Source organism: Actinacidiphila yeochonensis CN732, from assembly GCF_000745345.1.
GTDB lineage: Bacteria > Actinomycetota > Actinomycetes > Streptomycetales > Streptomycetaceae > Actinacidiphila > Actinacidiphila yeochonensis.
Genome location: NZ_JQNR01000005.1, coordinates 4,018,463 through 4,034,216 on the forward strand (window position 1 = coordinate 4,018,463; position 15,754 = coordinate 4,034,216).

Here is a 15,754-nt window from a genome sequence, read left to right on the forward strand (position 1 = left end):
GCCGCGGCGGCTCCGGCCGCGGCGGCCACCGACAAGGGGCCGAGGCGGGCTCCGCGCCGGCCGCCGGCAAGGCCGCCGCCCCGGCCGCCGACGACGCGCCGGTGGAGTACCACGCCTGGTCGTCGTACCCGGACTGGCTGTTCGGCTCGCACCGGGGCACGCTGCCGGTGCCCGGGGCGCGTCCCGGAGTGGCGATCGCCCGCGCCGCCGGCACGCTGGACTACGCCGACCCGCACACCGGCACGACCACGGCGTACGAGTACGCCTCGTGGACCTCGCCGGCGCACCGGCTGCCGTTCCCGGCCACCGAGCTGGTCTCGTCCTGGAACGCGCACACCCCCACGGGCACCTGGATCCAGGTGGAGCTGCTGGGCACCTACACCGACGGCACCGCCACGCCCGCGTACGTGATGGGCCGTTGGACCGCAGGCGACACCGACGAGGACATCCGCCGCACCTCGGTGGACGACCAGGGCGACGACACCAGCAGCATCTACACCGACACCTTCTCGGTCGACGACCCGAGCGCGGGCCGGCTGCTGGCCTCCTACCAGCTGCGGCTGACGCTGTTCCGCAAGCCGGGCAGCCGCGAGACGCCGACCGTGTGGCGGCTGGGCGCGTTCGCGTCGAACGTCCCCGACCGCTTCACGGTGCCCGCCTCCACCCCGGGGCTGAAGGGCGCGGTCGAGCTGCCCGTGCCGCGCTACTCGCAGGACGTCCACTCGGGCCAGTACCCGCAGTACGACAACGGCGGCGAGGCGTGGTGCAGCCCGACCTCGTCGACGATGGTGATCGAGTACTGGGGGCGCGGCCCGAGCAAGGCCGACCTGGCCTGGGTCGACCCCGCGTACGTCGACCCGCAGGTCGACCAGGGCGCCCGCTACACCTACGACTACCAGTACGAGGGCTGCGGCAACTGGCCGTTCAACGCGGCCTACGCGGCCACGTACCAGGACCTCCAGGGCGTCATCACCCAGCTGCGCTCGCTCAACGACATCGAGGTGCTGGTCAGGGCCGGTATCCCGGTCATAACGTCGCAGTCGTTCCTGTCCACCGAGCTGGACGGCGCCGGGTACAACACCTCCGGCCACCTGATGTGCATTGTCGGCTTCACCGCCGAGGGCGACGTCATCGCCAACGACCCGGCCAGCCCGGACGACGACGCGGTGCGCCACGTCTACAAGCGGGCGCAGTTCGAGACCGTGTGGCTGCGTACGAAGCGGATCACCGCCAGCGGCGGGACCGGTTCCGGTTCCGGCGGCGTGGCCTACCTGTACTTCCCGGTCGCGCCGAGCCCCGGCCAGCGCCGGGCGCTCGCCGCGGTGGGCGTGCGGGCCTGACGCTTCCTCAGGGCCCCGCCGCCGCGCTTCCCGCGCGGCGGCGGGGCCTTCGCCGTGCCCGGGGACCAGTGCCGCTACCGGGCAGGCCCTGCCGGTCGCGACACGGGACCGATCTTGTGGGTTGGTCCAAAGGTCTGGACCAACATATTGACGTGTTCCCGCCAGACGGTCCACGCTGCTGCCACGTTCCCCCACAGGAGGTTGACGTGAACCGTCTCAAGGCCCTGGGTACCGGGCTGGCCGCCGCGGCGCTCGCGGTGGCCGGGCTCGGCACCGCGGCGGCGGCCGGCTCGGGCGGCGGCGCCGCGCCCGCCGCCGGCGCGGCCCTCAGCAGCAACTGGTACGCAGCCGCCCCCTACCTGATGCCGCTGGACAACAACCCGCCCAGCGCCACCGCCATCATGGACGCCACCGGGCTCAAGGCGTTCCAGCTCGCCTTCGTCCTGGCGCCCAACGGCGGCGGGTGCAGCCCCACATGGGGCGGCACCAGTGCCGTGTCCTCCGACACCGCGGTGGCCTCGACCATCTCCGCCATCCGGGCCAAGGGCGGCGACGTGTCGGTCTCCATCGGCGGCTACGGCGGCACCAAGCTCGGACAGGCGTGCTCCACCGCAGCCGCCACCGCCGCGGCCTACCAGCAGGTCGTCGACAAGTACCAGCTCAAGGCGATGGACTTCGACCTGGAGGAGCCGGAGTACGAGAACACCGCCGCCGTCGCCAACGAACTGGGCGCGGCCAAGATCCTCCAGCAGAACAACCCGGGCATCTTCATCTCCGTCACCACGGCGGGCACCGCGGCCGGCACCGGCTGGTTCGGCACCCAGATGCTGAACGAGGCCAAGTCGATCGGCTTCACCCCGAACAACTTCTCCATCATGCCCTTCGACGGCGGCTTCAGCGGCGCCGCCTCCCAGACCGCCGCGCTGACCGCCTTCAACGGCCTGCTCCAGTCCACCTTCGGGTGGGACGCAGCGACCGCCTACGCGCACGAGGGCTTCTCCGGCATGAACGGCCGCAGCGACTCGGGCGAGTACTTCTACCAGTCCGACTTCCAGACCGTGCTGGACTACGCCACCAGCCACGGGATGGGCCGCTTCACCTTCTGGTCGCTCAACCGGGACCGGCAGTGCACCCCGGCCGACAACAACGGCACCACCTCCGGCACGTGCAGCTCGGTGCCGCAGGCCGACTGGGACTTCGCCAAGTACTCGGTGAGGTTCGCCGGCGCCACCCCGCCCACGGCGCCCCCGACCACCACGCCCCGACCACTCCGGTCGGCGGCGGCTGCGCCGGGGTGCCGGCCTGGAGCGCCTCGGCCGTCTACGTCGGCGGCAACGAGGTCTCCTACAACGGCCACAAGTGGCTGGCCCAGTGGTGGACCACCAACGAGGTCCCCGGAACCACCGGCGAATGGGGCGTGTGGAAGGACGAAGGCGCCTGCTGACGGCTCGTACACCGCACGCCGGCGGATTTCCGGAAGTCCGCGAGGCCGTCGGTCGGCTTTCCCCGCGGTAACGGCCGCCGACGCGGGATACGCCCCGGCGGGATACGGAATGACCGCCTGCGATAAGGGCTCGCGGCGCAATTGCGCCGCGAGCCATCGTATTCCCGGCGTCTTCGTGCCGCTGCGCAGACGCGCACGTGCACATGCCGGTGGTTGTTGTCCAAAACGGACGGTGGATCTCCAGTTCTGTGTTCCGCTCCGAACACGTGATCAGTAGCCTCTGAGAGGACCGCGCGCCACCCCGCCGGCGCCACCCCCTCGAAACCGGGTACCGGCCCGTCGCCCACCGGCTCCGTCCGGCTCCGACAGGCTCGGTCCGGTTCAGCCTCCGGCGCCGTCCCGGCCGGCGCACCGGTGCCACCGCCCCATCCGCCCACGACCTGGAGTACCACGTGACCGACCGCCCCTCCTGGGCCCCGCAGGGCATCGACCTCAGCGTCCCGAGCGTCTCGCGGATCTACGACTACTTCCTCGGCGGTTCCCACAACTTCGAGGTCGACCGGGAGGCCGCCAAGGTCGCCCTGGCCGCGCTGCCGGGCATCCCCAAGGTCGGGCAGGCCAACCGCGCGGTGATGCGCCGCGCGGTGAACCTCGCGGTGGAGCGCGGCATCACGCAGTTCCTCGACATCGGCTCCGGCATCCCCACCTTCGGCAACGTCCACGAGGTCGCCCAGGCCCGCCGCCCCGGGGCCAGGGTGGTCTACGTCGACAACGACCCCGTCGCCGTGCAGCACAGCCGGGCCGTGCTCAGCGACAACCACGACGCCACCATCGCCGCCGCGGACCTGCGCGACCCCGTCTCCATCCTGGAGGCCCCCGAGACCCGCGCGCTGCTGGACCTGGACCGGCCGGTCGCGCTGATGCTGGTGGCCGTCGTCCACTTCCTCAGCGACGCCGACAAGCCGGCCGAGATCATCGCCACCCTGCGCGACGCCCTGGCCCCCGGCAGCATGATGCTCATCACCCACGGCACCGCGTCCGAGGCCGGCATCCTCCCCGGGCAGCGCAACGTCCAGCAGGTCTACCAGCGCACCGCGACCCCGCTGATCCTGCGCAGCGCCGCCCAACTGGAGCCGTTCTTCGAGGGCTTCGAGATCCTGGAGCCCGGCATCGTGCCGCTCCCGCACTGGCGCCCCGAGGGCGACGGCGACCCGCAGTACGACGACCCGATCGTCCTCACCGGACTGGCCGGCGCGGGGCTGAAGCGGTGAACTCCACCGCGGGCGACGGCCCGGAACCCACCGGAGCGGTCGCCGAACCCCTCGACGGGCTGCGCCGGTTCGCGGCCATCTGGAGCCGCGCGGTCTACCCGGCGACCGCCACGTCCATGAACCGCGAGGAGTTCGAGGCCCACCTCGTCCCGCTCGCCGGCCTGCTGCGCGAGGCGCTGAACGCCACCCCCTTCGAGCCGAGGGCCGCCGTCCCGGTCGGCGCCGCGCTGGTCGACGCCCACTGCACCGACCCCGACGCGCTGCCCAGCATCCTCGGCGTCATCGACGCCTACCTGGTGCTGTACTGCCCGCCGGGCCCGGCGCTCACCGCGGAGGACGCGCGCGCCCGCTGCGCCCGCCTCCAGCACAGCGTGGCCTACGGCTTCGCCCAGGCGCTGCGCGAACGCACCCTCGCCGAGCAGGAGGCGATCTCCCGCGCCGCCCTCGCCGCCCAGTCCGAGGCCGAACGCGCGCTGGCCGCCAGCGAGGCCCGCTTCCGCGCGGTCTTCGAGGGGGCCGCCATCGGCATCGGCATCGCCGAACTCGACGGCCGGGTCGTGGAGGTCAACGGCGCCCTCGCCAGGATGTTCGGCGGCGAGCACCACCTGCGCGGCCGTACCGTCGCCGACCTCGCCCACCCCGCGAACCCGCCCGACGCCACCGACCTCAACGGCGCGCTCGTACGGGGCGAACGCGACAGCTACCACCTGGACAAGGTCTTCCCGCGGGCCGACGGCTCGGCGCTGTGGGGCAACCTGAGGGTGTCGCTGCTGCGCGACGCGGCCGGCCGCCCCCAGTACCAGCTCGCGCTGCTGGAGGACGTCACCGAGCGCCGCCGCCTGCTGGACCGGCTGCGCCACCAGGCCACCCACGACGCGCTGACGGGGCTGCCCAACCGCGCCCTGTTCTTCGAACGCCTCGGCAAGGCCCTCACCGACACAGGCACCGGCGCCGAACGCCGGATCGGCGTCTGCTACCTCGACCTGGACGGCTTCAAGGCGGTCAACGACAGCCTCGGCCACGCCGTCGGCGACCGGCTGCTGGTCGCCGTCGCCGAGCGCCTCGCCGGCTGCCTCACCGACACCGACCAGATCGTCGCCCGCATCGGCGGCGACGAGTTCGTCGCCCTCTACGCCGACCCGCCCTGCCAGGACGCGGTCACCGCCCTCGCCGACCGCATCCTGGACGCGCTGTCCGCCCCGCTGCTGCTGGACGGCCGCGAACTGCCGGTGCACGGCAGCATCGGCATCGTCTACGGGCCGGTGGCCGGCCGTGCCGCCGCCGACGTGCTGCGCAGCGCCGACATCACCATGTACCGGGCCAAGGAACTCGGCGGCAGCCGCTACGAGATCGCCGACCCCGACGCGGACGCCCGTGCCATCACCCGGCACGGCCTGACCAACCGGCTGCCCGGAGCCCTCGAACGCGGCGAGTTCTTCATCGAGTACCAGCCGCTGATCGGCCTGGGCGACGGCCGGGTGCACGGCGCCGAGGCCCTGGTGCGCTGGTGCCACCCCGCGCACGGGGTGCTCGGCCCGGACCAGTTCATACCGCTGGCCGAACGCACCGGCCAGATCGTGCCGCTGGGCCGCTGGGTGCTCCTGGAGGCGGCCCGGCAGGCCCGCGCCTGGCACGACGAGTACGGGCCCGAGTCCTGGCGCCGGGTCAACGTCAACCTCTCACCCATCCAGCTCCACCAGGGCGACCTGGCCGGGGAGGTGGCGCGGGTACTGGACGAGACCGGCCTCGCCCCGCAGGCGCTGTGCCTGGAGGTCACCGAGAGCGCGCTGATCGGCGCCGAGCCGGACACCGTCAAACCACTGCGGCAGATCGCCGAACTCGGCGTCGAGATCGCCCTGGACGACTTCGGCACCGGCTACTCCAACCTCTCCTCGCTGCGGTGGCTGCCGGTCAGCGTCCTCAAGCTCGACCGCGCCTTCAGCCGCGGCATGCGGCGCAAGCCCGCCGACCCGCTGGACCTGAAGATCGTCGAGGGCATCGTCTCCCTCGCCCACGGCCTGGGCCTGTCGGTCACCGTGGAGGGCGTCGAGACCGGCGCCCAGGCGGAGCAGCTCCGCCTGCTCGGCTGCGACACCGCCCAGGGCTGGTACTTCGGCCGCCCCGGCCCGCCGGACCGCCTCGCCAGCCTGGCCCTCGCCCAGACGGTCTGAGCACCGCCCCACCGGAAGGCGGGCGGCCCCGGCCCCCGGAGCCGCCCGCCTTCGGCCCCGGCCTTGGCCGAGCCGTGCCGCGCCGTGCCGTGCCGTGCCGGGCCGGGGCGCGCTGTGCCGTGCCGGGGCGCTCCCGACCGTCGGGACGGCGCGGAGCGCGCGCGGACGAGAGGGTCCGACGCGATTCCCCTCGCGTCGCCGCCGAATGGACCGGCGGATTCCGGGTCGATTCCGGGCCGGTTCCAGGATGCTTCCGGGCTGTTTCCGGGTGAAATCCGAGTGAAAGCCGGGTCGATTCGGGCGCGATTCGGGTTCGATTCGAGGCCGAATCGGAGGCGGATCGCGATCGGTCGGAGGCTGGTTCGGAGTCGCCGCGGAGTCGGCGCGCGGGTGAATCGAGTGACGGAGGCCCCGCGTATCCCTCTCAATACCTCCGGAACCGCTCCAGGCCGGTCGTGGGCAGGTCGTGGCCCGTTTTCCGGGCGGCGTTGCCGGGCTCTCTCCCCGCGGCCGTTCCCCGGGCCGACGGAATCGGGGTGAAGACCGTCCGGATACGTGTGGTAGCCGCCCGCGCTCTTGGGCATACTCCATTCGCCGGACCCGTCGATCACCCTTCCCGCGACCCGGAACGGGGGTGGTCGGCCGTGCCCGGGGCCACCCACCTCGGACGGCCGCCGAACCCGGCGCCCGGACCGCCGCCCACCCGTACCAGGGAGGATGTGCCGCAATGCCGCAGCAAGGCCCCCCGCCGGTCGTCCGGCAGCTGCCCACCGAAGAGTCCCGCGCGCTGCTGGCGCTCACCCGGGACCTCGCCCAGCGCGAGATCGCGCCCGCGGCCGCCGCGGAGGAGGAGGAAGGGCGCTTCCCGCGCGAGACCTTCCGCCTGATCGGCCGCTCCGGCCTGCTCGGCCTGCCCTACGGGGAGGAGCACGGCGGCGGGGGCCAGCCCTACGAGGTCTACCTCCAGGTGCTGGAGGAGCTGGCGGCGGCCCGGCTGACGGTCGGCCTGGGCGTCAGCGTGCACACCCTGGCCTGCCACGCGCTCGCCGGCTCCGGGAGCAAGCAGCAGCGGGCCGACCACCTCCCCGCCATGCTCGGCGGCGAACTCCTCGGCGCCTACTGCCTGTCCGAACCCGGTGCGGGCTCCGACGCCGCCAGTCTGACCACCAGGGCCGTACGCTCCGGCGACCGGTGGACGATCGACGGCACCAAGGCGTGGATCACCCACGGCGGGGTCGCCGACTTCTACACCGTGCTGGCCCGTACCGGCGGCCCCGGCGCCCACGGCGTGTCCGCCTTCCTCGTGCCCGGCGACGCCCCCGGTCTGAGCGCGGCCGCGCCCGAGCGCAAGATGGGCCTGAAGGGGTCGCCCACCGCGCAGGTCCACTTCGACGGCGTCGTGGTCGGCGACGAGCGGCGGATCGGCGAGGAGGGCCAGGGCTTCGCCCTGGCTCTGGCCGCCCTGGACGCGGGCCGGCTCGGCATCGCCGCCTGCGCGGTCGGCGTCGCCCAGGCCGCCCTCGACGCGGCCGTCGCGTACGCCGGGGAGCGGCGCCAGTTCGGCCGTCCCGTCGGGGACTTCCAGGGGCTGAGGTTCCTGCTCGCCGACATGGCCACCCGGATCGAGGCCGGCCGCGCCCTCTACCTCGCGGCGGCCCGGCTGCGCGACACCGGGCAGCCGTTCAGCCGGCAGGCGGCCATGGCCAAGCTCTTCTGCACCGACGCGGCGATGCAGGTCACCACCGACGCCGTCCAGGTCCTCGGCGGGTACGGCTACACCGCCGACTTCCCGGTGGAGCGCTACCTCCGCGAGGCGAAGGTGCTCCAGATCGTCGAGGGCACCAACCAGATCCAGCGGGTGGTGGTCGCCCGCTCACTGCTCGGCCCCGAGTCCGCGGCCTGACGCCGCCGCGGCGGCCGGAGTACCACCCGGCCGCCTCGGGCCCCGTCGGGCCGGGGGCGTACGGCTCAGGACACGGTCGCTCCGGTCGCTCCGGTCGCTCCGGCAACTCCGGTCGCTCCGTCCAGCGCGAAGTCGGCCTGGACCACCGCTCCCGGTCGCAGGTGCCTGCGCTGGACCGCGGGTGTCCGCCCCGCCGCGGACGCGATGATGATCAGGTGGCCCTCGGGCAGCCCGGCCAGCGCATACCCGCCGTCCTCGTCGGTGGTGGTCCGGACCAGCCGGCGCCCGTGGCCGTCCACGACGGTGACCGCGGCGTGGCGGACGGGACCGAGACCGGCGCCGTGCACGGTGCCCACCAGGTCCGGTTCGCGTTCCCCGAAGTGGTGGCGGTGTGCCGGCAGGGCTGTGGGGGCGGGATAGTCCAGGGCCGGATCGTCCGCCGGCGGCTCCGCGGGCTCCGCGAAGCCCGCGCTCTCCGCGCTCTGTGCGAAGCCCGCGCTCTGTGCGATCTCCGCGACGTCCGGGACGTCCGGGACCCCCTCCCGCGCCGCGAGGTCCCGCCGCGCGGCGTCCCGGGCGTCGCGGCGGTGGTGCAGCAGCGCGTCCAGGGCCATCAGGCCGGCGCCGGCCGCGATCCACCCGAGCAGGACGAGGACGGGTTTGAGCGTCCCCGCCCCGTCGAAGTAGACCGTCCCCCGCAGCGCGTCGACGGCGTTGCCGAGCGGCATGACGGAGTGCAGGAACCGGAAGACGGGCGGCAGCAGCGGCGCCGGGGCGGGCCCGCCGCTGGTGGGGATGCTCAGCACGATGAACATCCCCATGCCGACCGCCGGGAAGAACTGCCGGGTGAAGGGCGCCAGTCCCGAGGCCGCGGTGGCGACGGCGGTGGTGAGCAGGAAGGCGATGCCCATCGTCGACGGCGTCACGGGCAGGTAGCCCAGCCCCGCGCTGACGGCCGAGCCGGCGGCGCTGAACAGGGCGGCGACGCCGAGGACGACGAGGAACCTGCGCCGCCGGTCGAAGGCGACGGCCCGCAGCAGCGCCGTCGCCAGGAGGTAGCCGGGGACGCTCCAGGCGATGGCGAGGTAGACCGCGGACGTGCCCAGCGGGTCTCCGGCGGTCGTGGGGACGACGTCCCGCACGGTGAGCTTCTGCCCGTGCCCGGCGGCGACCGCGGTCATGATCGCGCCCATCTTCTGGGAGAGCGACGCCCCGTCCGCCGTGGCCACGTACAGCACGGGGGAGTCGCCGGTCACCAGGCCCGCCGCCGCGTCACGGTCGAGCACCGCCTGCCGGGCCGCCGCCGCGTCGGACACCGAGGAGACCTCGAACCCGCCGGGGTACTGCCGCCGCAGGTCCGAGGCGACCTGCGACGCGGAGCCGGCGACGGCGACCCGGGCGTGGTGGGGTGCCGGCGAGTGCAGCGCCGGGGCGAAGCAGAAGAGGAAGCCGAGGAAGAGAGCCGCCGGGAACCAGAGGGTCTCCGCGAGGGTCCGGCCCGGACGTATCCGGGGGGCGGCGTGCGACGGCTCGGTCATCGCCCCACCCGCGGCGCGGGGGTGGACGCGGCCGCGTACGCCGCCGGGGCCGTGGGCCGCGGGGCGCGTACGGCCCCCGCGAGCGCGTACCCGGGGCCGGCGGTCGGCGGGGCCTGCGGGGCCGGGCGGACGTGTTCCTTGTGCATGCGTGTCCGTGCTCTCGGGCAGCCGGTTCGCCGGCCGCGGCGGGTGGCCCGGTGTGCGCCGCCGACCGTCGGGACGTGCCGTCGGGACGGTCGGCGCGGCGGGCCGGGCGTCATGTGTGTCAATAGTACGACGGCCGTAGTCAGGGTGACACACACGCTGCGCGGGTCTGCGGGAGAATGCCGGAGGGCCCGTCCACCGGCGGCCTCGGTCCGACGCGAACCTGGGAGACGCGGAAGTGAAGCCACGGCAGCTGGTCTTCGAGCTGTTCGGCGACTACCTGCGGCACCGCACCGGTGAGGTGCGGCTGCGGGGACTGGTCGCCGTCATGGCCTGCTTCGGCATCCCGGACACGACCGTCCGCGTGGTCGTGGCGCGGATGCGGAAGGAGGGACTGCTCGCGGCGCGGCGGGAGGGCAGGGAGACCGTCTACTCGCTCACCGACGCGGGCCGGGAACTGCTGGAGGAGCGCGGCGAGCGGATCTTCGGCCGGGCGCCCGCACCCTGGGACGGCCGCTGGCACCTCGTCACCTACTCGGTGCCCGAGACAGAACGGCTCCTCCGGGAGCATCTGCGCCGGAAGCTGGCCCGCCACGGGTTCGGTGCGCTCTCCCCGGCGCTGTGGGTCAACCCGCACGACCGCACGGAGCCCGTCCTGGCCGCCTTCGCCGATCAGCCCGCCGTCAGGCTGGACGTCTTCCGCTCCGACGCCGCCGGGCCGGAGGCCGATCGGAGCATCGCCGCCCGGGCCTGGGACCTGGCGGCCCTGGACCGCGCCTACGCGTCACTGCTCGCGGCGCACACCCCGGCGCTGGCGGCGCTCCGCGGCGGCGGCACGGCGGGCCGGACGGCTCTGACGGAGCGCGTCACCCTGATCCACGACTTCCGCCCGATCGTCTTCACCGACCCCGACCTGCCGCCCGAGCTGCTGCCCGCCGACTGGCACGGCGGCGCGGCCCGCGCGATGTTCCTCGAATCGCTCGCCCACTCCCGCGAACCGGCCCACGCCTTCGCCGACGAACTCGTCGCGAGCGCCTGACGCCCGGGCGCCGAACCCCCCGAGCGCGCGGGCCCGCCCGCGCGGCCCGTGCGGTGCGGACGGGCCGCACGGGCGCCGGCGGGGCGGGTGCGCGCGTCGTTGGAGGAGCGGGCCGTCCTGGGCCGTCCTGGTCCGGTCCGGCCGGAGGCAGCCGGGGGAGAGCGGGTCAGGCCGCCAGGTGGGGGGTCCGCACGGGCTGCGCCGGCAGCCGCATCGGGCGCGAGCCGGGGCCGCCGACGTGCGAGAACGGCTGGGTACGCCAGTCCAGCCCGGCCGGCAGGGTGAGCAGGGTGCCGAAGTCGGCCCCCTCGCGCCGCGCGGTCGCGGTCACGTCGGCGACCTGCGGCAGGGCCTCGGCGACCGCGCGGCCCGAACCGGCGCAGACCGTCAGGCCGAACGGGTCCCAGGGCGTGGGGCACAGGGCGTGCTGGGGGAGGAGATCCCCGTCGCCCAGTACGGTGATCGGGCGGCCGCAGTCCGGGCAGGTCACCCGCAGCAGGTCCGCGTCGTCGTCGAAGCCCTCGGCGGTGCCGGCGTCCTCCGCGTCCTCGATGTCGTCGCCGTCGAAACCGTCGGCACCGTCGAAACCGGGGAATCCGGCGGAGTGGTCGAGCTCCGCCTCGCCGTCGTCGTCGAAGCCCTCCGGCACCCCGGTGCCGAACGCGCCGAACGCGCCGCGCCCGCCGAACGCCCAGGACCCGTCCGCCGGGCCGGTGACCTGCGACAGCGCGGCGCCCTCGCGGGCGGGGCGCAGGCCGGACACCCGGCGGTCACGGGAGGCGGAGGCGGCGGGTGTCCCGCGTTCGTGCCCCTCCTCGAACGCCGGCTGGGTCCGCTCACCGCGGCTGTGACGCACATGGTTACGCATACTGCGCTCCCCCTTGGGTTATGCCCTGGCGTTGGGCCGGCCCGGCCCGGCTGCCTGGCCTGCTCGGCCTTAGCGAGGATTTCCCGTCGCGCTCCGCGGGTAATCACGCCACACCGCACCCAGGGGGCGGCCCTGGTGTGGCCTTCGTCACATGATAGGGAAGCGCTGGGGGCGCGCCCCCAGCGTGCGCCCGGGCGCCCCCGATCCGCTCCGGCCCGCACCCCGTACTAGGGTTCTGGGACGCGCGCGACCAGGAAGGTTGGCGCGCCAGCCGGGAACCCGGCGGGAATGGGGCGGACCATGCGGAGCAACTGGGCGGGCAACCTCACCTTCGGAGCGGCGCGCGCGCACCGCCCCGCATCGGTCGACGAACTGCGCGCCCTCGTGGCCGGAAGCACCCGGGTCAAGGCCCTCGGCAGCGGCCACTCCTTCAACGCCGCCGCCGACACCGACGGCGACCTCGTGGAGCTGTCCGGGCTGCCGCCCGAGATCGACGTCGACTCCGCCGCCGGCACCGTCCGGGTCGCGGCCGGCGTGCGGTACGCCGAACTCGCCGCCGCGCTCGACGCGCGCGGCTTCGCGCTGGCCAACCTCGCCTCCCTGCCGCACATCTCCGTGGCCGGCTCCGTCGCGACCGGCACCCACGGCTCGGGCGACGCCAACGGGTCGCTCGCCACCGCCGTACGCGGCGTCGAACTGGTCACCGCCGACGGCACCACCACCGCCCTCACCCGCGAGGCCGACGGCGACACCTTCGAGGGCGCGGTGGTCGCCCTCGGCGCCCTCGGCGTCGCCACCCACCTCACCCTCGACGTCGTGCCCTCCTTCCAGGTCCGCCAGCGGGTGCGCACCGGGCTCGCGCTCGCCGACGCCCTCGACCACTTCGACCGGATCACCGGCGCCGCCTACAGCGTCAGCCTCTTCACCGACTGGCGGGCCGAGCGGTTCGGCCAGGTCTGGCTCAAGCAGCTCGACGGCGCCCCGACCCCGACCTGCCGTGGACCGCCCCCGCGCCCGGCCCGTTGCACCCCGTGCCCGGCGTCGACCCCGTCCACTGCACCCCGCAGGACGGCACCCCGGGCCCCTGGCACGAGCGGCTGCCGCACTTCCGCCCCGACTTCACCCCCAGCAACGGCGAGGAGCTCCAGGCCGAGTACCTGGTGCCGCGCGAGCACGCCCCCGACGCGCTGCGGGCGCTGGCAGGGCTGCGCGAGGCCATCGCGCCGGTGCTCCAGATCTGCGAGGTCCGCACGGTCGCCGCCGACCGGCTCTGGCTCAGCCCGGCCTACGGCCGCGACAGCGTCGCCCTGCACTTCACGCTGGTCAAGGACGAGGCCGCCGTCGCCCCGGTGCTGGGCCGCGTCGAGGCCGCGCTCGCCCCCTTCGGAGCCCGGCCGCACTGGGGCAAGCTCTTCACCACCGCCCCGGCCACCGTGCGCGCCCTGTACCCGCGGATGGACTCCTTCCGCGCGCTGGCCGCGCGGATGGACCCCCGGGGCACCTTCCGCAACGCCTACCTGGACCGCCTCCTGGAGGGCTGACCCCCCCACGGCCCTCCTCGGACCGGCCCCGGACCGGCCCCTCCGCCGGGCGGCGGCGGACCGCCCGCCGGAGCCCGCGAACGGCCGCGAACGGCCGTGAACTGCGCGGGCGTACCGCTCCGCGCGCCGGACCGGTAAGGTCGATCCGTGGAGGAGCTGGACCGTCGCATCGTTGAACTGCTCGTCGCCGACGGGCGGATGAGCTACACCGACCTGGGCAAGGCCACCGGCCTGTCCACGTCCGCCGTGCACCAGCGGGTGCGCCGGCTGGAGCAGCGCGGCGTGATCCGCGGCTACGCGGCGGTCATCGACCCCGACGCGGTGGGGCTGTCGCTGACCGCCTTCATCTCGGTGAAGCCGTTCGATCCGAGCGCCCCCGACGACATCGCGGAGCGGCTGACCGAGGTCCCCGAGATCGAGGCGTGCCACAGCGTGGCCGGCGACGAGAACTACATCCTCAAGGTCCGCGTCTCCGCGCCCATGGAGCTGGAGCACCTGCTCAGCCGCATCCGCACCCTCGCCGGCGTCTCCACCCGCACCACCGTGGTGCTCTCCACCGCGTACGAGGCCCGCCCGCCGCGGATCTGAGCCGGCCCCTCGGGCGCGGCCGCCGCGGCCCCGGCGGCCCGCGCGGCCCGCCCGCCACCCCTGCGCGCGGACGGCGGCGGGGCCGGGGGAGACTGGGCGGTATGCGCACCACCTCCGCGGCAGCGGCCACCGACACCCCGGAACCCCGACGGCCACCCGGCGGCCCGCCGCCCGGCACCCTGCTGCTGCGCGGCGGCTTCGTCTACAGCCCCGCCGACCCGTTCGCCACCGCCATGGTCGTCGAGGGCGGCACCGTCGCCTGGGTCGGCTCCGAGGGCGCGGCGGACTCCTTCGCCGACGGCGTCGACGAGGTCGTCCACCTGGAGGGCGCCCTGGTCACGCCGGCCTTCACCGACGCCCACGTGCACACCACCAGCACCGGCCTGGCGCTGACCGGGCTCGACCTCTCCCCGTCCGGCTCCCTCGCCGACGCCCTGGCCCGCACCACCGCGCACGCCGCCGCCCACCCCGGCGAGCGGGTCCTCCTCGGCCAGGGCTGGGACGAGACCGCCTGGCCCGAGGGCCGCCCGCCCACCCGCGCCGAACTCGACGCGGCGACCGGCGGACGCCCCCTGTACCTCGCCCGTGCCGACGTGCACTCCGCCGTCGCCACCACCGCCCTGCTCGACCTCGTACCCGGCATCCGCGACCTGCCCGGCTTCCGCCCCGACGGCCCGCTGACCCGCGACGCCCACCACGCGGTGCGGGCCGCCGCCCACGCGGCCGTGACCCCCGCCCAGCGCGCCGCCGCCCAGCGCGCCGCCCTGCGGCACGCCGCCGCCCGCGGCATCGGCAGCGTCCACGAGTGCGCCGGCCCGGACATCTCCTCCGAGGACGACCTCACCGCCCTGCTCGCCCTGGCCGGACAGGAGCCCGGCCCCCGGGTCCACGGCTACTGGGCCGAGCCCATGCTGGAGGAGGCCGACCTGGAACGGCTGCGCGACCTCGGCGCGGTCGGCGCGGGCGGCGACCTCTTCATCGACGGCTCCTTCGGCTCGCACACCGCCGCCCTGTGCGCCCCCTACGCCGACGCCCCCCACACCGGCACCACCTACCTCGACGCCGACACCGTCGCCCGCCACCTTGCCGTGTGCACCCGTGCCGGGGTCCAGGCGGGCTTCCACGCCATCGGGGACGCCGCCACCGCGGCCGTGGCCGCCGGAGCCCGCGCGGCGGCCGAGGAGGCCGGTACCGGCCGCGTACGGGCCCTCCGCCACCGGGTGGAGCACGCCGAACTCCTCTCGCCGGAGACGATCGCCGCCTTCGCCGAGTTCGGCCTGATCGCGTCGGTGCAGCCGGCCTTCGACGCCACCTGGGGCGGCGAGGACGGCATGTACGCGGCCCGGCTCGGCGGCGAACGGGCCCGCGCCCTCAACCCCTACGCCGCCATGGCCCGGGCCGGCGTGCCCCTCGTGCTCGGCTCCGACAGCCCGGTCACCCCGCTCGACCCCTGGGGCGCGGTCCGCGCCGCGGCCTTCCACCGCACCCCCGAGCACCGGATCTCGGCCCGCGGCGCCTTCCACGCCCACACCCGGGGCGGCTGGCGCGCGGTGGGCCGCGACGACGCGGGCGTGCTGGTGCCCGGGGCGCCCGCGGACTACGCGGTGTGGCGGGTGGGCGACCTCGTCGTCCAGGCCCCCGACGAGCGCGTCGCCAACTGGTCCACCGACCCCCGCTCCGGCACCCCCGGACTGCCCGACCTGAGCCCCGGCGCGGAGCTGCCCGAGCTGCTCCGCACGGTGGTCGCGGGCCGCCCGCTGTTCCCGCCGCCGAACGGGTGAGCTGGGCTTTTGCGGATGCGCCCGAACGGTGTGCCGTCGGCGGGCGGCGGCGTGTCGCCCGCTTGCGTCCACCTCGTCACTGACCTGCCGCTTTGTCGGATATCCGCAGGTCACACCGGTGTTGAC

At 75.1% G+C, this 15,754-nt stretch carries 9 protein-coding genes and 2 pseudogenes; 9 read left to right on the plus strand and 2 right to left on the minus strand.

The window, feature by feature from the left end:
- Nucleotides 1-101: 101 nt before the first annotated feature.
- The 5 genes and pseudogenes from BS72_RS28315 (at nucleotide 102) to BS72_RS28335 (ending at nucleotide 8,129) form a co-directional block, all read left to right on the plus strand.
- Entirely contained in the window at nucleotides 102-1,340 is a 1,239-nt protein-coding gene (locus tag BS72_RS28315; RefSeq protein ID WP_107498904.1) for a peptidase C39 family protein, read from the plus strand.
- 206 nt (nucleotides 1,341-1,546) lie between these two features.
- Nucleotides 1,547-2,784: pseudogene (locus tag BS72_RS28320) on the plus strand (carbohydrate-binding protein).
- A gap of 452 nt (nucleotides 2,785-3,236) precedes the next feature.
- On the plus strand, nucleotides 3,237-4,055 hold the full coding sequence (locus BS72_RS28325; RefSeq protein WP_037914620.1) for an SAM-dependent methyltransferase: 819 nt from the start codon (nucleotides 3,237-3,239) through the stop codon (nucleotides 4,053-4,055).
- The gene (locus tag BS72_RS28330; protein ID WP_037914622.1) at nucleotides 4,052-6,226 is read left to right on the plus strand and encodes a putative bifunctional diguanylate cyclase/phosphodiesterase; all 2,175 of its coding nucleotides are present in this window, start codon (nucleotides 4,052-4,054) and stop codon (nucleotides 6,224-6,226) included. The genes BS72_RS28325 and BS72_RS28330 overlap by 4 nt, the downstream gene beginning before the upstream one ends.
- Before the next feature lie 727 nt (nucleotides 6,227-6,953).
- Nucleotides 6,954-8,129 (plus strand): acyl-CoA dehydrogenase family protein, encoded by a 1,176-nt coding sequence (locus BS72_RS28335; protein ID WP_037914623.1) that lies wholly within the window; start codon nucleotides 6,954-6,956, stop codon nucleotides 8,127-8,129.
- A 65-nt stretch (nucleotides 8,130-8,194) separates the two neighbouring features.
- Here BS72_RS28335 and BS72_RS28340 read toward each other — a convergent pair whose 3' ends face one another.
- Nucleotides 8,195-9,667, minus strand: a complete 1,473-nt coding sequence (locus tag BS72_RS28340; protein WP_051951777.1) for a carboxypeptidase regulatory-like domain-containing protein — start codon at nucleotides 9,665-9,667, stop codon at nucleotides 8,195-8,197.
- A gap of 382 nt (nucleotides 9,668-10,049) precedes the next feature.
- Here BS72_RS28340 and BS72_RS39335 point away from each other — a divergent pair, with 382 nt between their 5' ends.
- Nucleotides 10,050-10,850, plus strand: a complete 801-nt coding sequence (locus BS72_RS39335; RefSeq protein WP_037914626.1) for a PaaX family transcriptional regulator — start codon at nucleotides 10,050-10,052, stop codon at nucleotides 10,848-10,850.
- Nucleotides 10,851-11,016: 166 nt separating this feature from the next.
- Here BS72_RS39335 and BS72_RS28350 read toward each other — a convergent pair whose 3' ends face one another.
- Nucleotides 11,017-11,403, minus strand: a complete 387-nt coding sequence (locus BS72_RS28350; RefSeq protein WP_051952054.1) for a hypothetical protein — start codon at nucleotides 11,401-11,403, stop codon at nucleotides 11,017-11,019.
- A 603-nt stretch (nucleotides 11,404-12,006) separates the two neighbouring features.
- On the opposite strand from BS72_RS28350, the pseudogene BS72_RS28355 reads away from it, so the two are divergent.
- The 3 genes and pseudogenes from BS72_RS28355 to BS72_RS28365 all read left to right on the plus strand — a co-directional run bounded on the left by BS72_RS28355 (nucleotide 12,007) and on the right by BS72_RS28365 (nucleotide 15,628).
- Nucleotides 12,007-13,259: pseudogene (locus BS72_RS28355) on the plus strand (D-arabinono-1,4-lactone oxidase).
- A 147-nt stretch (nucleotides 13,260-13,406) separates the two neighbouring features.
- Nucleotides 13,407-13,847 carry an Lrp/AsnC family transcriptional regulator gene (locus BS72_RS28360; protein ID WP_037914628.1) on the plus strand — a complete coding sequence of 147 codons (441 nt, stop codon included), beginning with the start codon at nucleotides 13,407-13,409 and terminating at the stop codon, nucleotides 13,845-13,847.
- 101 nt (nucleotides 13,848-13,948) lie between these two features.
- Nucleotides 13,949-15,628, plus strand: coding sequence for an amidohydrolase (locus tag BS72_RS28365; protein WP_037914630.1), 1,680 nt, complete (start codon nucleotides 13,949-13,951; stop codon nucleotides 15,626-15,628).
- Nucleotides 15,629-15,754 lie beyond the last annotated feature (126 nt).